Origin of the sequence: Kitasatospora sp. NPDC004799 (assembly GCF_040609095.1) — a bacterium.
Taxonomy (GTDB): domain Bacteria; phylum Actinomycetota; class Actinomycetes; order Streptomycetales; family Streptomycetaceae; genus Kitasatospora.
The window spans coordinates 1-19,261 of sequence record NZ_JBEXJK010000136.1 but is presented as its reverse complement, the minus strand read 5'-3'; the positions used below and the strand labels follow the sequence as shown (position 1 = coordinate 19,261).

Below are 19,261 nucleotides of genomic sequence, written 5' to 3'. Positions count from 1 at the left end.
GGTAGCGCTGCTCGCCGTCACGCCGTCCCGGTGCCGCGGTCCGGGGCCTGCTCGCCGACCGGTCCGGGGCTGGGCCGCCGTCGTTCTGCCGGGAGCCCGGGCCGCGGAACGGCCTCTAGAACGGCCGCAGCGCCGGCTCCTTGCGCGCGCCGAGCAGCCGCTCCAGCGCCCCCTCCACATCACCCCGCCAGGAGAGCGTGGTCCGGGCCTCCAACCGCAGCCGCGGGTAGCGCTGGTGCGGACGGACGGTCTTGAAGCCGACCGCGAGCAGGTGGTCGGCCGGCAGCACGCAACTGGTCGGCACCCGCCCGGACGAGCCGAAGGCCTCGATCGCCCGCACCCCGCGCCCGATCAGGTCCTTGGCCACGGTCTGCACCAGCACCCGGCCGAGCCCCTGGCGCTGGTAGCCCGGCAGCACCCGGCTGACCATCAGCTGAACGGCGTCCGGCGAGACCGGACTGGTCGGGAAGGACTGCGAGCGGGGGACGTAGGCGGGCGGCGCGTACAGCACGAACCCGGCGGGCCGGTCGTCCACGTAGACGATCCGGCCGCAGGAGCCCCACTCCAGCAGCACCGTGGAGATCCACCCCTCCTTCTCCAGCTCCGGCTTGCCCGACTCCACCGCCTCCTTCGCGCTGACCGGGTCCAGCTCCCAGAACACGCAGGAGCGACAGCCGGTCGGCAGGTCCCCGAGGTTGTCCAGTGTCAGCGGAACGATCCGCCGTCCCATGACCGCACCTCCTCCTCCCTCTCACGGTCGAGCATTCCCCCGCGAACGCCGAAGGGTGCGTGTTTCACGTGAAACAGCGCTCACGTGGAACACGCACCCTCGGGTCGTCTCCCTCGGCCGGCAAAGGTCCGGCTCAGCCCTGCGACAGCCGCAGACCGTCCTCGCCGGGCGCCATGCTGTCCAGGATCCGGTTCAGGTCCTCCACCGAACCGAACTCCAGCACCACCTTGCCCTTGCCCAGCTTGCCGCCGCGCTGCGACACCTCGACCTTGACCCGGGTGTCGAAGCGGTCGGACAGCCGGCTCGCCAGGTCGTTGAACGCCGGGGAGTTCAGCTTGCCCGCCTTCGGCGCCTGGCGCTTGGGCTTCGCCGTCTCCTCCTCCGAGCGCATCAGCAGGACGATCTCCTCGACGTTGCGCACCGTGAGGTTCTCGGCGATGATCCGCGCGGCCAGCCGCTCCTGCTGCTCGCCGTCCGACAGACCGAGCAGCGCCCTGGCGTGCCCGGCCATCAGCGTTCCGGCCGCCAGCCGGGACTGGACGGACGACGGGAGCTTCATCAGCCGCAGCGTGTTGGACACGTGCGCCCGGGAACGGCCGATCCGGTCGGCCAGCTCCTCGTGGGTGCAGGAGAAGTCCCGCAGCAGCTGGTCGTAGGCGGCCGCCTCCTCCAGCGGGTTCAGCTCGGCGCGGTGCAGGTTCTCCAGGAGGGCGTCCAGCAGCAGCTTGTCGTCCTCGGTGGCCCGGACGATCGCCGGGATCCGCTCCAGCCCGGCCTCCCGGGAGGCGCGCCAGCGGCGCTCACCCATGATCAGTTCGAAGCCGTCGGCACCGACCTGGCGCACCACGATCGGCTGGAGCAGACCGACCTCCTTGATGGAGGTGACCAGCTCGGCCAGCTTGTCCTCGTCGAAGACCTCCCGCGGCTGGCGCGGGTTGGGGGTGATCGCGTCCAGCGGCAGCTCGGCGAAGTAGGCGCCGGCCGGCTGCGCCTGCTCGGCCCGCTTCTCCGCGGCCACCCGGGCCGCCACCGTGCCGCGGCCGCTCGGCAGCGGCGCCACCGGGGCCGGTACGGGCGCGGCGGCCGCGGGCTTCTCCTCCGCCCCGCCGTCCACCGGCGCGGCGGGGCGGATCAACGCCTCCAGCCCTCGACCCAGACCGACCCTGCCCCTGCGAGCACTCACTGATGACCCTCCGTCGTGCCGTGCTGTGCCACCGGGGCGCCGTGCCCCGTACCGCTGCCGTACCGCTGCTGACCCACCAGCGGGCCGCCCTGGCCCCCCGCACGCAACCCGAGTTCGCGGGCGGCCTCCAGGTAGGAGAGCGCCCCGGTCGAGCCCGGGTCGTAGGTGAGCACCGTCTGCCCGTAGCTGGGCGCCTCCGAGATGCGCACCGAGCGCGGGATCGCCGTGCTCAGCACCTCCTGCTGGAAGTGGGTCCGGACCTCCTCGGCGACCTGGGCGGCCAGCCGGGTCCGGGCGTCGTACATGGTGAGCAGGATGGTCGACACGTGCAGCTCGGGGTTGAGGTGCGCGCGCACCAGCTCGACGTTGCGCAGCAGCTGGCCCAGGCCCTCCAGCGCGTAGTACTCGCACTGGATCGGGATCAGCACCTCCCGGCCGGCGACCAGGGCGTTGACCGTCAACAGGCCCAGCGAGGGCGGACAGTCGATCAGGATGTAGTCGAGCGGCTGCTCGTAGGCGGCGATGGCGCGCTGGAGCCGGCTCTCCCGGGCCACCAGGGAGACCAGCTCGATCTCGGCGCCGGCCAGGTCGATGGTGGCGGGGACGCAGAACAGCCCCTCGACGTCGTGCACCGGCTGCACCACGTCGGCCAGCGGCTTGCCCTCCACCAGGACGTCGTAGATGGACGGCACCTCGGCGTGGTGGTCGATGCCGAGCGCGGTGGAGGCGTTGCCCTGCGGGTCGAGGTCGACGACCAGGACGCGCAGGCCGTGCATGGCGAGCGAGGCGGCCATGTTCACGGTGGTGGTGGTCTTGCCCACCCCACCCTTCTGGTTGGCGACCACGATCACCCGGGTGGCGGCGGGCCGGGGCAGTCCCTCACCCGCTCGGCCGATCGCCCGAACCGCAGCCTGGGCAGCCCGTGCGATGGGCGTGTCGTCGATCTGGTCGACGGTCTCCGAGTCCTGCATGGGGGTCAGTGTTTCACGTGAAACCGGAGCGGCAACAGTCGCCGCCCGGTCACGGCGGAGGATGCCCGAGAGCAAGGAGCGACGTTTCACGTGAAACACCATGCCCGCTATGCCGGAAATCTGACGTTGCGACACTCCGGTGCGCTGGGGGTACCTCCCGGCCGAAGGCCGGGGGAGGGTCGGCCCGCCCGTCACCTGAACGACGACGGGCGGACGCTCCTCCCGCTCAGGAGGCCCGTCCGCCCGTGTCCGTCACGTGCCCGGCGTCACCCGGGATCAGCGGCCGCGACGCCGCCCGCCCCGGGCGCGCTCGCCGTTCCGGGCGCTCGCGGTACGGCCGGCCCGGGCCGCCTTGGCGCGCCGGGTGGCCGCCTTCACGCCGCCGGGGCTCTCCCCCGCCTTCACCTGGATCACCCGGGTGGAGGTCTCCAGGGTGCCCTCACCCACCGCGATGACGCTCGACTCGACCGCGCCCAGCTTGGCCAGCCCGGCCCGCGAGTCGGCCAGTTCCTGCTCCGCGCTGTCGCCCTTGAGCGCCAGCATCTGCCCGTGCGGGCGCAGCAGCGGCATGCCCCAGCCGGCCAGCCGGTCCAGCGGCGCCACCGCCCGGGCGGTCACCACGTCCACCGCCAGCTTGCCGACCATCTCCTCGGCGCGGCCGCGCAGCACCGTGACGTTCTCCAGCCCCAGCTCCCGGACGACCTCCTCCAGGAAGGTGGTCCGGCGCAGCAGCGGCTCCAGCAGCGTCACCGAGACGTCCGGACGGGCCAGCGCCACCGGGATGCCCGGCAGCCCGGCCCCGGAACCGACGTCGCACAGGGTGATGCCGGCGGGCAGCAGCTCGGCCAGCACCGCGCAGTTCAGCACGTGCCGGTCCCAGAGCCGGGGCACCTCGCGGGGCCCGATCAGCCCGCGCTGCACGCCCGCGGTGGCCAGCAGCTCGGTGTAGCGGACCGCGGCCTCGTAGCGCTCCCCGAAGACCTCCCGGGCGACCGCCGGCGCTTCGGGCAGCCGCTCCAGCTCGGTGCCCCGCCCCTCAGCGGCCGGGTCCACGTCCGCCCCCGGCCGGCCGGCAGCCGCGTTCTCCGTGTCCATCTCGACCTCTCCGATCCCCGGATCCACCGACCCGCTCAACGCACTGTTTCACGTGAAACATCCCAGAAGGGACGACGACCCCGCCCGCACGAGGCGGACGGGGTCGCGTCCGGTGAAGCTCTCCGGCCGCCGCGGCGGCCGGTCGTCGACCTGTCGGCCTCAGACCGGCAGCACGACCACGAACCGCTGGGGCTCTTCGCCCTCGGACTCGCTGCGCAGGCCCGCCGCGGCGACCGCGTCGTGGACGACCTTGCGCTCGAAGGGCGTCATCGGCCGCAGCTTGACCTGCTCGCCGGTGCTCTTGGCCTGCTCGGCGGCCTTGGCGCCGAGCACCGCCAGCTCCTCCCGCTTGCGGGCCCGGAAGCCGGCAATGTCCAGCATGAGGCGGCTGCGCTCGCCGGTCTCCCGGTGGACAGCCAACCGGGTCAGCTCCTGGAGGGCCTCCAGCACCTCGCCGTCCTGGCCGACCAGGCGCTGGAGCGCGCGGTCGTTGCCGTCGCTGACGATGGAGACCAGGGCGCGGTCGCCCTCGACGTCCATGTCGATGTCACCGTCGAGGTCCGCGATGTCGAGCAGACCCTCCAGGTAGTCCGCCGCGATGTCGCCCTCCTGCTCCAGGCGGGAGATGAGGCTCTCGTCGGCGCTGGCGGCGGCCTCGGCCTCGACGGCGGAGGTGGTGCCTTCCGTCACTGATGGACTCCTTCGGAGATGGGCCCGTGTGTCGGGCCGGGGAGGAAGCTCTTGGCGGCTGTCGCGACGGGCTCGGGGCCGGTCAGGACTTCTTCTTCGGCCGCTGGCCGCCACCGCGCTTCGGCTGCTGCCGGGTGCCCTGCTTGGTGCCGGCGGGCTTGGCCGCGGCCTGCTTGGCGGCCGCCGGCTTCGCACCGGAGTCGGCCGGGACGGCGTCGGCGGGCTCCTCGGCCGGCGTCTCCTTGCTCAGCTCGGCGGTCGGCTGCCCGCCGCCCTGGCGCTGGGACTTGCTCTGCCGACGGGGCTGCTGGCGGTTCGCCCGGACCGACTCCTCGACCGCGGCCGCGGCGGCCGCCTCGGAGGCCGCCTCGCTGATGGCCGCCTTGGACGGGGGCAGCATGCCCCAGAGCGCGCCCTTGATCTCCGTACCGTCCGGACGCAGTCGGCCGGCCTTCTTCAGCCGCGCCTGGCGCTCCTCGAAGGCCTTGCTGCCCGGGGTCGGGTTGTTGTGGATGACGATCAGCTGCTGGCCCATCGACCAGACGTTGGTGGTCAGCCAGTAGACCAGGACACCGACCGGGAAGTTGATGCCCATCACGGCGAACATGATCGGGAAGACGTACATCAGCATCTTCTGCTGCTGCATGAACGGCGTCTTCACCGTGAGGTCGACGTTCTTGGTCATCAGCTGGCGCTGGGTGACGAACTGCGACAGCGACATCAGGATGATCATCACGGCGGTGACGATCTTGACGCTGGTCTCACCGCTGCCGACGAAGGTCGCGGAGAGCGGGGCGCCGAAGATGTGCGCCTTGCCGGCGCTCACCAGCAGGTCACCGTGGATGACGCCGATGTCCTGGCCCTTGGCGACCTTGGCCAGCACGCCGTAGAGGGCGGTGAAGAACGGGGCCTGCACGAGGATGGGAAGGCAGCTGGAGAACGGGTTGGTACCCGCCTCCTTGTACAGCTTCATCATCTCTTCGGACTGGCGCTGCCGGTCGTTCTTGTAGCGCTCCTGGATGGCCTTCATCTTCGGCTGGATCGCCTGCATGGCCCGGGTCGCCTTGATCTGCTTCACGAAGAGCGGGATCAGGCAGATCCGGATGACGACCACCATCGAGGCGATGGCGAGACCCCAGGCCCAGCCACCGTCCGGGTCGAAGACGTTGCTGTACAGCGAGTGGAACTGGACGATGATCCAGGACACCGCTGTGTACAGGGGATTCAGGAAGGAGAAGGTCACCGGTCAGGCTCCTTGGACAGGTGGATTGGCCGCACGGGACCAATGGTCGCCGGGCCCTCGGGGTCCGGACCGGCGGGGGTGGCGGTCACCGGTTCTCCGGCCGCGGACCGGCTGTTCAGCCAGTCCCGCAACCGCCGGTGCCACACCGGATGCTTGCGCGGCGGGACGTGATCGACCCCGCCGGGCGTCCACGGGTTGCAGCGCAGGATGCGCCACGCGGTCAGTCCGCCGCCCTTGACCGCCCCGTGCACCTTCACGGCCTCGTAGCCGTAGTGCGAGCAGGAGGGGTAGTAACGGCAGACCGGACCGAGCAGTGGGCTGATCGTCCACTGGTAGACCCTGATCAGACCCATCAGCAGGTACTTCATCGCCCTGCTCCCGTCGGCGCCGTGGCGGCGGGCTCCGTCCTCAGCAACCGCTTCAGTGCCGCGTCCAGGTCACGTTCGAGGTCCTGGTACGAGGCGGTCGCGGCCTGGGGCAGCGCACGCACCACTATCAGGCTACCGGCGGGCAGCCTGGACAGACGATCACGAACGAGGTGGCGCAACCGGCGCTTGACCAGGTTGCGGACGACCGCCGGGCCAACGGCCTTGCTCACGACGAAACCCGCACGCGCCGAAGGAGTCCCCTCGGCGACGTGCGGGCGGAAGTCGCTGGTCCGGTCGGCCTGCCCCTGCGGGTCACCCTCTCTGCTGAGATGGACGACCAGAAGGGGCCGGCCGGCCCGGCGACCGCGTTTCACCGCGGTCGCGAAGTCCTGGCGCCGCCGCAGCCGATTCTCGGAGGGCAGCACAACAGACTCTGGCGCGGATCAGGCGGACAGGCTGGCGCGGCCCTTGCCACGGCGGGCGGCCAGGATGGCGCGGCCGGCGCGGGTACGCATACGCAGCCGGAAGCCGTGGGTCTTCGCGCGACGACGGTTGTTCGGCTGGAAGGTGCGCTTGCTCACTCGGGGGCTCCTGAGGTGAATCGTAGGATGACGGGGAGTCGCTTGGCCGTCACCGTGCGTCCGCGTGATCTCCCCTGATTTCGGAAATCCGGCCCATCGCCCCAGTTCGGCTGGGGTCTGAGGCAATCCACGGCGCCCGTGCTGCGCGCCTTTTGGAGCGGGTGGACCCGCGGACATGCGGCAGCGGCCATCGACAACTCGACCTGGTTACGGTACGCGGGACGGGGCACGAGGGTCAAACCAGCCCGCCCGGACCCCCCGTTGCCCACAGCCTGTGGACAACGACTTGATCCGGCTCTGTTCGCTGACTACCGTTGCAGAACTTGTCTGGTTTGTTCTTGGAAAGCGTGCACCAGTGGCTGATGTCAACAGCGACCTCGTCCCGGTCTGGGCCAGGGTCGTCGAGCGGCTGGTCAGCGACCCCGATGTCGGGGAGATGGACAAGCAGTGGGTGCAGCGCACCCAGCCGATGTGGATGATGCACGACACCGCCCTGCTGGCGACCCCGAACGAGCGGGCCAAGCAGGTGCTGGAGGGCCGGCTGCTGCCGCAGCTGACCGAGGCCCTCAGCCGCGAGCTCAGCCGCCCGGTCCGGATCGCCGTGATGGTCGACGCCGACGCGGTGCCGACCACCCCCGCGCCCGCCGCCCAGGCCCCCGCCGAGCCCTACCCCGGCCCGGCCGAGGAGGACGTCCCCGACTACGGCGGCCAGGGCTACCAGCAGCCGTACGAGCACGGCCAGCCCTACGAGAAGGGGCAGTCGTACGAACAGGACTACGAGCGCCCCCGCTACGACACCGGCGGCTACGAGCAGCGCCAGGCCCCGTACGGCGGCCCCGGCGGCGGACCGGGCTGGCAGGGGTACCCGGAACAGGGCTACCAGGAGCAGCCGCCCGGCTACCGCGGTCCGGAGGAGCCCGCGCCCCGCCCGGCGCCGCGGCCCGTTCCCGGCCCGCCCGCGACCACCCAGGGCGACCTCTTCGGCGGCGCCTACGGCCCCGGCCCGAACGAGCAGCCCCGCACCGCTGCCGGCCGCCGCGCCGGCGGGTCCCGCCCCTCCGGCGGCCGCCCGGCGGAGAAGGCCGCCCCGGAGCGCTCCTCCGAGCGTCCCGGCGTCCCCGGCGTGCCCGCCCCGCCCGGCGCTCCCCCGGCCGGCGGCTCCCGCAAGGACGAGCCGGCCGCCCGGCTGAACCCCAAGTACCTGTTCGACACCTTCGTCATCGGCGCCAGCAACCGCTTCGCGCACGCGGCGGCGGTGGCGGTCGCCGAGGCCCCGGCCAAGGCGTACAACCCGCTCTTCATCTACGGCGAGTCCGGGCTGGGCAAGACCCACCTGCTGCACGCCATCGGGCACTACTCGCGCAGCCTCTTCCCGGGCACCCGGGTGCGCTACGTGTCCTCCGAGGAGTTCACCAACGAGTTCATCAACTCGATCCGGGACGGCAAGGCGGACACCTTCCGCCGCCGCTACCGGGACATGGACATCCTGCTCGTGGACGACGTCCAGTTCCTCGCGAGCAAGGAGTCCACGCAGGAGGAGTTCTTCCACACCTTCAACACCCTGCACAACGCGAACAAGCAGATCGTCCTCTCCTCGGACCGGCCGCCCAAGCTGCTGACCACGCTGGAGGACCGGCTGCGCAACCGCTTCGAGTGGGGTCTGATCACCGACGTCACCCCGCCGGAGCTGGAGACCCGGATCGCGATCCTGCGCAAGAAGGCAATCCAGGAGCAACTCAACGCTCCCGCCGACGTGTTGGAGTTCATCGCGTCCCGGATCACCCGCAACATCCGGGAGTTGGAGGGCGCGCTGATCCGGGTCACCGCCTTCGCCAACCTCAACCGGGCCCCGGTGGACCTGGAGTTGGCCGGGATCGTCCTCAAGGACCTGATCCCGGGCGGGGACGAGGACGCCGGCCCGGAGATCACCGCGCAGGTCATCATGCAGCAGACCGCGGCGTACTTCGGCCTGGGCGTGGACGACCTCTGCGGATCCTCGCGCAGCCGGGTGCTGGTGACGGCCCGGCAGATCGCGATGTACCTCTGCCGCGAGCTCACCGACCTCTCGCTGCCGAAGATCGGCGCGCAGTTCGGCGGCCGCGACCACACCACGGTGATGCACGCGGACCGCAAGATCCGCTCGCTGATGGCCGAGCGGCGCTCGATCTACAACCAGGTCACCGAACTCACCAACCGCATCAAGAGCTAGCCGGCCCCGCGCGGTTCGAAGCGGTTGCGGGGCTGCCCGGCACCGCGCAACCCCATGCGGCACGGCAGCCGCGGTACGGCACCCCGCGCTGCAGCACCACGCGGCACGGCCCGGTGGGCCTCCAGGGCGTCAGGAGCGAATCCTGACGCCCTTTTCGCGCATCCGCAGGTGTGCACCGCGCGGCGGCTGGGCAGGGATGCCGTCGACGGACGTTCCGCCAGTCCACAGCCCGCGCCGAACAACTGACCGGTGATTCGAAAACCCGGGGCGCGCAAGGCCGTTGTCCACAGGACGGGCCCCTTCTCCACCGTCCACAGGGTGGGGGCTCCGGAGTTATCCAGAATTCGTCCACAGGCCCGTCACCGCTACGCTCTTCCGCGCAGGTCAGGTGCCTGTGGGCTTGTGCACAACGGTTATCCACAGGATGTGGACAATTGACGGGCCGCCAGTGGGCCGTCCGGGTTATCCACCGGTTGTCCCCAGGCCGGGGGCGGTTATCCCCAGGTTGTCCACAGCGGCGTCCACAGTTCGACAACCGTGGGGTAGCGTTCATACCCTGGTGTGAAAGGCGTCACGAAAAGTTGACCGGCGCCCGTGGATAACCGGGCCCGGATCTGGGGACAGCCCTGGGGATAACCTGTGGATACCCAGCGTGCCCTGTGGGTAACGCTCGGCTGTCCACAGCGCGGCCTGCCCGTCCACAGCCGCCATCCACAGTCACTGTGGACAAAATTCGGGCTCTGACCTGCGGAAACGGGGTTATCCACGGTTTCCACAGGCCCTACTACTACCACTACACATTTAGACCCCGGACTTGCTTTCAAAGTGGGTGGGCCCCGAATCTGTGGACAACCGGCCTCCGACAACCGTTCGGGTTGCTTCCGCCCGTCTGCCCCGTCTGTCGGCGGAGTACGTCAGACTGTCCTTGCGACTGGAAGCGGAGTGACCGAGCTCGGCGGACAGGCGGACCGACGATCAAGATCAGACGAACCAGAGTGCGAGCGGGAGCGCTCGATCCAGGAGGCGGTTACCGGTGAAGTTCCGGGTGGAGCGTGACGTCCTCGCGGAGGCGGTGGCCTGGGCTGCCCGCAGCCTCCCGGCACGGCCGCCGGTGCCTGTGCTGGCCGGCCTGCTGCTGACCGCGCAGGAGGGCAGCCTGGCGCTGTCCGGCTTCGACTACGAGGTCTCGGCCCGGGTCGAGCTGGAGGCGGACGTCGAGGAGGCCGGCACCGTCCTGGTCTCCGGCCGGCTGCTGAACGACATCTCCCGCAACCTCCCCAACCGCCCGGTGGAGATCTCCACCGACGGCCAGCGGGTCAGCGTGGTCTGCGGCAGCTCCCGCTTCACCCTCCCCACCCTCCCGGTGGACGAGTACCCCGCGCTCCCCCAGATGCCGACCGCCACCGGCACCGTCGCGGGCGACGTCTTCGCCTCCGCCGTCAGCCAGGCCGCGGTCGCCGCCGGCCGGGACGACACCCTCCCGGTGCTCACCGGTGTCCGGGTGGAGATCGAGGGGGACCGCATCACCCTCGCCGCCACCGACCGCTACCGCTTCGCCGTCCGCGAGCTGCTGTGGAAGCCCGAGCAGTCGGACATCTCCGCCGTCGCGCTGGTCCCCGCCAAGACCCTCCAGGACATCGCCAAGTCCCTGGGCAGCGGCGACACCGTCTCCATCGCGCTCTCCTCGGGCGGCGCGGGCGAGGGCCTGATCGGTTTCGAGGGCGCCGGCCGCCGGACCACCACCCGGCTGCTGGAGGGCGAGTTCCCCAAGTTCCGCAGCCTGTTCCCGACCGAGTTCAGCGCCGTCGCCGCGATCCAGACCCAGCCCTTCCTGGAGGCGCTCAAGCGCGTCTCGCTGGTCGCCGAGCGCAACACGCCGGTCCGGCTGAACTTCGAGCAGGGCGTGCTGACGCTGGAGGCCGGCTCGGGCGACGACGCCCAGGCCACCGAGCGGATCGAGGCGGACCTCGAGGGCGACGACATCTCGATCGCCTTCAACCCGGGCTACCTGGAGGAGGGCCTCAAGGCCATCGACTCCCCGTTCGCCCAGCTCAGCTTCACCACCCCGACCAAGCCCGCGCTGCTCAGCGGCAAGGTCTCGGTGGACGCCGAGGAGGACAAGGCCTACCAGTACCTGATCATGCCGGTCCGCCTCTCCGGCTGATCCCCCGGATCCGACCGTCCACAGGCTGTGCACACCCGCTGTGCACAGCCTGTGGACGTCTCCCCCTCCGGAGGCCCCCCGACTCCCCCGCCCGGCCGGACCGCAGAGGGGCGGGCGCGCTCCAGCGCGTAGGCTCAAGGAGTGCGGCAACGGCGCCGCCGGCAGGCACGTCACCACAGGTAAGGACTTGGTCATGGAGCTCGGCCTCATCGGTCTCGGCAAGATGGGCGGCAACATGCGCGAGCGGATCCGCCGCGCCGGCCACACCGTCATCGGCTACGACCGCAACCCGGACATCTCCGACGTCGCGAGCCTCCAGGAGCTCGTCACCAAGCTCCAGGGCCCGCGCGTGGTCTGGGTCATGGTGCCGGCGGGCGCCGCCACCCAGGCGACCGTCGACGAGCTCGCCGAGCTGCTCTCCCCCGGCGACGTGGTCGTCGACGGCGGCAACTCCCGCTGGACCGACGACATCAAGCACGCCGAGGCGCTGGCCGCCAAGGGCATCGGCTTCGTGGACTGCGGCGTCTCCGGCGGCGTCTGGGGCCTGGAGAACGGCTACGCGCTGATGTACGGCGGCGACGCCGAGCACGTCGCCAAGGTCCAGCCGATCTTCCAGGCGCTCAAGCCCGAGGGCGAGTTCGGCAACGTGCACGCGGGCGCGGTGGGCGCCGGCCACTTCGCGAAGATGGTCCACAACGGCATCGAGTACGCGATGATGCAGGCCTTCGCCGAGGGCTGGGAGCTGCTGGAGGCGGCCCCCGAGGTCACCGACGTGCGCGAGGTCTTCCGCAGCTGGCAGGAGGGCACCGTCATCCGCTCCTGGCTGCTGGACCTGGCCGTCAACGCCCTGGACGAGGACGAGCACCTGGACAAGCTGCGCGGCTGGGCCGCCGACTCCGGCGAGGGCCGCTGGACCGTCGAGGCCGCGATCGACCACGCGGTGCCGCTGCCGGCGATCACCGCCTCGCTGTTCGCCCGCTTCGCCTCGCGCCAGGACGACTCGCCGCAGATGAAGATGATCGCCGCGCTGCGCAACCAGTTCGGCGGCCACGCGGTCGAGTCCAAGTAACCAGCAGTCCCCCCACGAGAAGGCGGGCGCAGTCCACAGCCATGCACGTCGCGCATCTGTCGCTCGCCGACTTCCGGTCGTACGCCCGGGCCGAGGTTCCCCTCGACCCGGGCGTGACCGCCTTCGTCGGACCCAACGGCCAGGGCAAGACCAACCTGGTCGAGGCGATCGGCTACGTCGCCACCCTGGGCAGCCACCGGGTCGCCACCGACGCCCCGCTGATCCGGCTGGGCGCCGAGCGGGCGGTGGTCCGCACCTCGGTGGTGGACCGCGGCCGCTCCACCCTGATCGAGCTGGAGCTCACCCCGGGCAAGGCCAACCGGGCCCGGATCAACCGCTCCGACAACGTCCGCCCGCGCGACGTGCTGGGCCTGCTGCGCACCGTGCTGTTCGCCCCCGAGGACCTCAGCCTGGTCAAGGGCGACCCGGGTGAGCGGCGGCGCTTCCTGGACGAGCTGCTGACCGCCCGGGCACCCCGGCTGGCCGGCGTCCGGCAGGACTACGAGCGGGTGCTCAAGCAGCGCAACGCCCTGCTGAAGACCGCCGCGATGGCCCGCCGGGCCGGCGGCGGCAAGGGCGCCGACCTGTCCACCCTGGAGGTCTGGGACGGCCACCTGGCCCGGGCCGGCGCCGAGTTGACCGCCTTCCGGATCCAGCTGGTGGCCGCCCTGCAGCCGCTGGTGTCGGCCGCGTACGGGCAGCTGGCCCCCGGTGGCGGCGAGACCGCCCTGGAGTACCGCAGCTCCTTCGAGGGCGAGCTGCCGACCAGCCGCGAGCAGGCCGAGGAGCAGCTGCTGGACGCGCTGCGGGCGGTCCGCAAGCAGGAGGTCGAGCGCGGCATCACCCTGGTCGGCCCGCACCGCGACGAGCTGGTGCTCAAGCTCGGCCCGCTGCCCGCCAAGGGCTACGCCAGCCACGGCGAGTCCTGGTCGTTCGCGCTGGCGCTGCGGCTGGCCTCGTACGAGCTGCTGCGCGCCGACGGCGGCGAGCCGGTGCTGATCCTGGACGACGTGTTCGCCGAGCTGGACGCCGCCCGCCGGGACCGGCTGGCCGAGCTGGTGGCCGACGGCGAGCAGGTGCTGGTGACCGCGGCGGTCGCCGAGGACGTGCCGAAGGCGCTGGCCGGCGCCCGGTTCGCGGTCTCCGACGGCGCGGTGCGCCGGATCGACGCCTGACCGCGCCCCCTCACCGCTACCACCCGCACCACCGCACCGCCGTCACCGTCACCGCGAGCGCTTCCGCACACCCCTGCCCGGACCGACCGGCCCGGCCGCTCCCGTAGGCTGGACGGCTCGACGGACGCGCGACCGCGAACCGTTGTCCACAGGCTGGGGAAAGGAGATCGCCGTGAGCGAGCCGGCGGAGCACTCCCCCCGGCCCGGGGGCTCCGGGCCCGGAGCCCCCGAGCCCGGGCCCGCCGCACCGACCGGCGCCGACCTCGCCCGCTCCGCGCTGCGGGCGGCCCGCGCCCAGGCCAAGCAGCGCGGCGAGCAGGTCCGGGAGAAGCGCGAGGCGAAGCGGCACGGACTGCGCAGCGGCGCCCGCTCGGACGGCCGCGACCCCGTCCCGCTGGGCGCGGCGCTCAACCGGCTGCTGACCGAGCGCGGCTGGGAGTCCTCGGCCGCCGTCGGCGGGGTGATGGGCCGCTGGCCGCAGATCGTCGGCCCGGACATCGCCGCGCACTGCCACCCCTCCTCCTACGACGAGGCCGCCGCGGTGCTCGTCGTGCAGTGCGACTCCACCGCCTGGGCCACCCAACTTCGGTGGCTGGCACGGCAGTTGGTGGCCCGTCTGAACCACGAGCTGGGCCACGGCACGGTCAGGAGCATCAAGGTGCTCGGCCCGGCGGCGCCCGCCCGCGGCTACGGCCGGCTGCGCGCGCCGGGGAGCAAGGGGCCGGGCGACACCTGGGGCTGACCGGGACCTCGGACCGCCGCCGGGGGCGCGGATCGGACGGCGATCTTCCGGAACCCCTGACAGCCCTTCCAGGCGCCCTGGGCCCCCTGGTCGAGTATCGGGACATGTGCAGAGGGGATTCAGGGCGGCATATCTGCCCTCAAGGGCTGCCAAACGCCCATCTATGTCAGTCGTACCGGTAGACTGAGAGCCAAACACTGTTGCTAGTGGCAACCGAGTCGAAACGCTGTGGTCGCACGCCCGCCCGCACGGGGTGGGCATGCGGCCCGTGCTGTGCCAGAGAGGGCGCTTCGTGGCCGATTCCGGCAACCCCAGCCAGACCCCAGACCAGTCCGACCAGGCTTCCTACACCGGTAGCAACATCCAGGTGCTGGAAGGCCTCGACGCCGTCCGCAAGCGCCCCGGCATGTACATCGGTTCGACGGGCGAGCGCGGCCTGCACCACCTGGTGCAGGAGGTCGTGGACAACTCCGTCGACGAGGCGATGGCCGGGTACGCCACCCACATCGACGTCACGATCCTCGCCGACGGCGCGATCCGCTGCGTCGACAACGGCCGCGGCATCCCGGTGGACATCGTCCCCGGCCAGGACAAGCCCGCCGTCGAGGTCGTGCTCACCGTCCTGCACGCGGGCGGCAAGTTCGGCGGCGGCGGCTACGCCGTCTCCGGCGGTCTGCACGGCGTCGGCGTCTCCGTGGTGAACGCGCTGTCCACCCGGCTCTCGGTGGAGATCCACAAGGACGGCCACGTCTGGACCCAGGACTACAAGATGGGCGCCCCGACCGCCCCCCTGGCCAAGGGCGCGGAGACCGACCGCACCGGCACCACGGTGACCTTCTGGGCCGACGGCGACATCTTCGAGACCACCGTCTACTCCTTCGAGACCCTCTCCCGGCGCTTCCAGGAGATGGCCTTCCTCAACAAGGGCCTGTCGATCTCGCTGACCGACGAGCGCCCCGAGCACGTGGACGAGGACGGCAAGCCGCTCACCGTCACGTACAAGTACGACGGCGGCATCGCCGACTTCGTCGCCCACCTCAACTCCCGCAAGGGCGAGGTCATCCACCCCTCGGTGATCGACTTCGAGGCGGAGGACAAGGACAAGGCGATCTCGGTGGAGATCGCGATGCAGTGGAACTCCTCGTACACCGAGGGGGTCTACAGCTTCGCCAACACCATCCACACCCACGGCGGCGGCACCCACGAGGAGGGCTTCCGCGCCGCGCTGACCGGCCTGGTCAACCGCTACGCGCGGGACAAGAAGCTGCTCCGCGAGAAGGACGACAACCTCTCCGGCGAGGACATCCGCGAGGGCCTGACCGCGATCATCTCGGTCAAGCTCGGCGAGCCGCAGTTCGAGGGCCAGACCAAGGACAAGCTCGGCAACACCGAGGCCAAGACCTTCGTCCAGAAGGTCGTCCACGAGCAGCTCAACGACTGGCTGGACCGCAACCCCAACGAGGCCGCGGACATCATCCGCAAGTCCATCCAGGCCGCCACCGCGCGCGTCGCCGCCCGCAAGGCCCGCGACCTGACCCGCCGCAAGGGCCTGCTGGAGTCCGCCTCGCTGCCGGGCAAGCTCTCCGACTGCCAGTCCAAGGACCCGTCCGAGTGCGAGATCTTCATCGTCGAGGGTGACTCCGCCGGCGGCTCGGCCAAGCAGGGCCGCGACCCGCGCACCCAGGCCATCCTGCCGATCCGCGGCAAGATCCTGAACGTCGAGAAGGCCCGGATCGACAAGGTCCTCCAGAACACCGAGGTCCAGGCGCTCATCTCCGCCTTCGGCTGCGGCATCCAGGAGGACTACGACGAGGCCAAGCTCCGCTACCACAAGATCGTCCTGATGGCCGACGCCGACGTCGACGGACAGCACATCCGCACCCTGCTGCTCACCCTGCTGTTCCGCTTCATGCGGCCGCTGGTCGAGTCCGGGTACGTCTACCTCGCCATGCCCCCGCTGTACAAGATCAAGTGGGGCAAGGACGACTTCGAGTACGCCTACTCCGACCGCGAGCGCGACGCCCTGATCGCCGCCGGCGTCGAGGCCGGGCGCCGGCTGCCCAAGGACGACGCGATCCAGCGCTTCAAGGGTCTCGGCGAGATGAACGCCGAGGAGCTCCGGGTCACCACCATGGACGCCGAGCACCGCCTGCTGCTCCAGGTCACCCTGGAGGACGCCGCCCGTGCCGACGAGCTGTTCTCCGTGCTGATGGGCGAGGACGTCGAGGCCCGCCGCTCCTTCATCCAGCGCAACGCCAAGGACGTCCGCTTCCTGGACGTGTGACGCCTGCACCCCAGGCCCCGCACGTTCCAGTCCGCGTGAAAGGAAACTGACCACCAGTGGTCGACGACAACCGTCCCGAAGGCGACCAGCCCGAGACCCCAGAGCCCGCCGAGGCCACCGCCCAGGCGACGATGCGGATCGAGCCGGTCGAGCTCGAGACCGAGATGCAGCGCTCGTACCTCGACTACGCGATGAGCGTGATCGTCAGCCGTGCGCTGCCCGAGGTCCGCGACGGCCTCAAGCCGGTGCACCGCCGCGTGCTCTACGCGATGTACGACGGCGGGTACCGCCCCGAGAAGGGCTACTACAAGTGCGCCCGCGTCGTCGGCGACGTCATGGGCAACTACCACCCGCACGGTGACACCTCGATCTACGACACCGTGGTCCGCCTGGCCCAGCCGTGGTCGATGCGGATGCCGCTGGTGGACGGCAACGGCAACTTCGGCTCCCCGGGCAACGACCCGGCGGCGGCCATGCGCTACACCGAGTGCAAGATGATGCCGCTGGCCATGGAGATGATGCGCGACATCGACGAGGAGACCGTCGACTTCGCGCCGAACTACGACGGCCGCTCGCAGGAGCCGACCGTCCTCCCGGCCCGCTTCCCCAACCTGCTGGTCAACGGTGCCACCGGCATCGCGGTCGGCATGGCCACCAACATCCCGCCGCACAACCTCCGCGAGGTCGCCTCCGGCGCGCTCTGGTACCTGGAGAACCCCGAGGCCTCCGCCGAGGAGCTGCTGGAGGCCCTGATCGAGCGGATCAAGGGCCCCGACTTCCCGACCGGCGCGCTGATCGTCGGCCGCCGCGGCATCGACGACTACTACCGCACCGGCCGCGGCTCGGTCACCATGCGGGCCGTGGTCGAGGTCGAGGAGATCCAGGGCCGCCAGTGCCTGGTCATCACCGAGCTGCCGTACCAGGTCAACCCGGACAACCTCGCGCTGAAGATCGCCGACCTGGTCAAGGACGGCAAGATCGCCGGCATCGCCGACGTCCGCGACGAGTCCTCCTCGCGCACCGGCACCCGCCTGGTGGTCGTGCTCAAGCGCGACGCGGTCGCCAAGGTCGTGCTCAACAACCTGTACAAGCACACCGAGCTGCAGACCAACTTCGGCGCCAACATGCTGGCCCTGGTCGACGGCGTGCCGCGCACCCTGTCGCTCGACGCCTTCATCCGGCACTGGGTCAACCACCAGGTCGAGGTCATCGTCCGGCGCACCACCTTCCGGCTGCGCAAGGCCGAGGAGCGCGCCCACATCCTGCGCGCCCTGCTCAAGGCCCTGGACCTGATCGACGAGGTCATCGCGCTGATCCGGGCCTCGGCCAGCGCCGACGCCGCCCGCACCGGCCTGATGGGCCTGCTCGACATCGACGAGCTGCAGGCCAACGCCATCCTGGAGATGCAGCTGCGCCGCCTGGCCGCCCTGGAGCGCCAGCGGATCACGGACGAGCACGACGAGCTGCAGCGCAAGATCGACGAGTACAACGCGATCCTGGCCTCGCCGACCCGCCAGCGGGAGATCATCTCCGAGGAGCTCGCCGCGATCGTCGAGAAGTACGGCGACGAGCGCCGCTCGACCCTCATCCCGTCCGACGGCGACCTCTCCATCGAGGACCTCATCGCCGAGGAGGACATCGTCGTCACGATCACCCGTGGCGGCTACGTCAAGCGGACCCGCTCCGACCTCTACCGCTCGCAGAAGCGCGGCGGCAAGGGCGTGCGCGGTGCCCAGCTGAAGCAGGACGACATCGTCGACCACTTCTTCGTGACGACGACCCACAACTGGATCCTGTTCTTCACCAACAAGGGCCGGGTCTACCGCGCCAAGGGCTACGAGCTGCCGGACGCCGGGCGCGACGCCCGCGGCCAGCACGTCGCCAACCTGCTGGCCTTCCAGCCGGACGAGCACATCGCCCAGGTGATGGCCGTCCGGACGTACGAGGACAAGCCGTACCTGGTCCTCGCCACCCGGGCCGGCCTGGTGAAGAAGTCCCCGCTGAAGGACTACGACTCCCCGCGCTCCGGCGGCCTGATCGCGATCAACCTGCGCCAGGACGAGGAGGGCCGGGACGACGAGCTGATCGGCGCCGAGCTGGTCTCCGCCGAGGACGACCTGCTGCTGGTCTCCAAGAAGGCCCAGTCGATCCGCTTCACCGCGACCGACGAGGCCCTGCGCTCCACCGGCCGCGCCACCTCCGGCGTCAAGGGCATGTCCTTCCGCGAGGACGACGAACTGCTCTCGATGAACGTCGTCCGTCCGGGCACCTACGTCTTCACCGCCACCGACGGCGGGTACGCCAAGCGCACCGGTGTGGACGAGTACCGTGTCCAGGGACGCGGCGGCTACGGCACCAAGGCGGCGAAGATCGTCGAGGGCCGGGGCTCGCTGGTCGGCGCGCTCGTGGTCGACGAGACCGACGAGATCATGGCGATCACCCTCTCGGGTGGGGTGATCCGTACGAGGGTTTCCGAGGTTCGTGAAACCGGACGTGACACCATGGGCGTCCAACTGATCAACCTCGGAAAGCGCGACGCGGTCGTGGGCATGGCCCGCAACGCGGAGGCCGAGGACGAGGAGACGGCGGAGGACGAGGTGGCGGGTACCGAGTCCACCGAGACGGCCGAGGGTGCGGAGACGGTGGTCGACGGGGACGTCGAGGCCTGAACCGAACCGCAGACCGGTGGGGGGGGCCGCGGGGGGGGGGGGGGGGCGGGCCCCGGGCCCCCCCCCCGCGCGGCCGCCCCCCCCCGGC

General features: G+C 71.1%; 16 protein-coding genes. 7 read left to right on the top strand and 9 right to left on the bottom strand.

The annotated features are described in order from the left end of the window. Positions 1 to 115: 115 nt before the first annotated feature. The 9 genes from ABZW03_RS18865 to rpmH form a co-directional block, all read right to left on the bottom strand. On the bottom strand, positions 116 to 730 hold the full coding sequence (locus tag ABZW03_RS18865; protein WP_355259100.1) for a GNAT family N-acetyltransferase: 615 nt from the start codon (positions 728 to 730) through the stop codon (positions 116 to 118). A 133-nt stretch (positions 731 to 863) separates the two neighbouring features. Continuing rightward, positions 864 to 1,913, bottom strand: coding sequence for a ParB/RepB/Spo0J family partition protein (locus ABZW03_RS18860; protein WP_355259097.1), 1,050 nt, complete (start codon positions 1,911 to 1,913; stop codon positions 864 to 866). Then, complete coding sequence (locus ABZW03_RS18855; protein WP_355259103.1) at positions 1,910 to 2,857, bottom strand: ParA family protein; 948 nt, start codon at positions 2,855 to 2,857, stop codon at positions 1,910 to 1,912. Before ABZW03_RS18855 ends, ABZW03_RS18860 begins: the two co-directional genes overlap by 4 nt. Before the next feature lie 303 nt (positions 2,858 to 3,160). Continuing rightward, positions 3,161 to 3,979 carry a 16S rRNA (guanine(527)-N(7))-methyltransferase RsmG gene (gene rsmG / locus ABZW03_RS18850; RefSeq protein WP_355259094.1) on the bottom strand — a complete coding sequence of 273 codons (819 nt, stop codon included), beginning with the start codon at positions 3,977 to 3,979 and terminating at the stop codon, positions 3,161 to 3,163. 159 nt (positions 3,980 to 4,138) lie between these two features. Further along, positions 4,139 to 4,669 (bottom strand): R3H domain-containing nucleic acid-binding protein, encoded by a 531-nt coding sequence (locus ABZW03_RS18845; RefSeq protein ID WP_355259091.1) that lies wholly within the window; start codon positions 4,667 to 4,669, stop codon positions 4,139 to 4,141. An 82-nt stretch (positions 4,670 to 4,751) separates the two neighbouring features. Further along, positions 4,752 to 5,912 (bottom strand): membrane protein insertase YidC, encoded by a 1,161-nt coding sequence (gene yidC / locus ABZW03_RS18840; RefSeq protein WP_355259088.1) that lies wholly within the window; start codon positions 5,910 to 5,912, stop codon positions 4,752 to 4,754. Next, the gene (gene yidD, locus ABZW03_RS18835) at positions 5,909 to 6,280 is read right to left on the bottom strand and encodes a membrane protein insertion efficiency factor YidD (RefSeq protein WP_355259085.1); all 372 of its coding nucleotides are present in this window, start codon (positions 6,278 to 6,280) and stop codon (positions 5,909 to 5,911) included. Before yidD ends, yidC begins: the two co-directional genes overlap by 4 nt. Further along, a complete protein-coding gene (rnpA, locus tag ABZW03_RS18830; protein ID WP_355259082.1) occupies positions 6,277 to 6,705 on the bottom strand; it encodes a ribonuclease P protein component in 429 nt (142 codons plus the stop codon). The genes yidD and rnpA overlap by 4 nt, the downstream gene beginning before the upstream one ends. Before the next feature lie 18 nt (positions 6,706 to 6,723). Further along, a complete protein-coding gene (rpmH, locus tag ABZW03_RS18825) occupies positions 6,724 to 6,861 on the bottom strand; it encodes a 50S ribosomal protein L34 (protein WP_030059672.1) in 138 nt (45 codons plus the stop codon). Positions 6,862 to 7,216: 355 nt separating this feature from the next. On the opposite strand from rpmH, the gene dnaA reads away from it, so the two are divergent. The 7 genes from dnaA to gyrA all read left to right on the top strand — a co-directional run bounded on the left by dnaA (position 7,217) and on the right by gyrA (position 19,173). Beyond that, positions 7,217 to 9,070: a chromosomal replication initiator protein DnaA gene (dnaA, locus tag ABZW03_RS18820; RefSeq protein WP_355259079.1), complete on the top strand. Its 1,854-nt coding sequence runs from the start codon at positions 7,217 to 7,219 to the stop codon at positions 9,068 to 9,070. 1,033 nt (positions 9,071 to 10,103) lie between these two features. Then, positions 10,104 to 11,234 (top strand): DNA polymerase III subunit beta, encoded by a 1,131-nt coding sequence (gene dnaN / locus ABZW03_RS18815; protein WP_355259077.1) that lies wholly within the window; start codon positions 10,104 to 10,106, stop codon positions 11,232 to 11,234. Positions 11,235 to 11,427: 193 nt separating this feature from the next. Next, the gene (gene gnd, locus ABZW03_RS18810; protein ID WP_355259074.1) at positions 11,428 to 12,303 is read left to right on the top strand and encodes a phosphogluconate dehydrogenase (NAD(+)-dependent, decarboxylating); all 876 of its coding nucleotides are present in this window, start codon (positions 11,428 to 11,430) and stop codon (positions 12,301 to 12,303) included. Between the two features lie 41 nt (positions 12,304 to 12,344). Next, positions 12,345 to 13,478 carry a DNA replication/repair protein RecF gene (recF, locus tag ABZW03_RS18805; RefSeq protein ID WP_355259071.1) on the top strand — a complete coding sequence of 378 codons (1,134 nt, stop codon included), beginning with the start codon at positions 12,345 to 12,347 and terminating at the stop codon, positions 13,476 to 13,478. A 172-nt stretch (positions 13,479 to 13,650) separates the two neighbouring features. Continuing rightward, entirely contained in the window at positions 13,651 to 14,220 is a 570-nt protein-coding gene (locus ABZW03_RS18800; protein WP_355259068.1) for a DciA family protein, read from the top strand. A gap of 268 nt (positions 14,221 to 14,488) precedes the next feature. Next, on the top strand, positions 14,489 to 16,504 hold the full coding sequence (gene gyrB / locus ABZW03_RS18795) for a DNA topoisomerase (ATP-hydrolyzing) subunit B (protein WP_355259065.1): 2,016 nt from the start codon (positions 14,489 to 14,491) through the stop codon (positions 16,502 to 16,504). Positions 16,505 to 16,560: 56 nt separating this feature from the next. After that, on the top strand, positions 16,561 to 19,173 hold the full coding sequence (gene gyrA / locus ABZW03_RS18790) for a DNA gyrase subunit A (protein WP_355259062.1): 2,613 nt from the start codon (positions 16,561 to 16,563) through the stop codon (positions 19,171 to 19,173). The last annotated feature ends 88 nt before the right edge of the window (positions 19,174 to 19,261 follow it).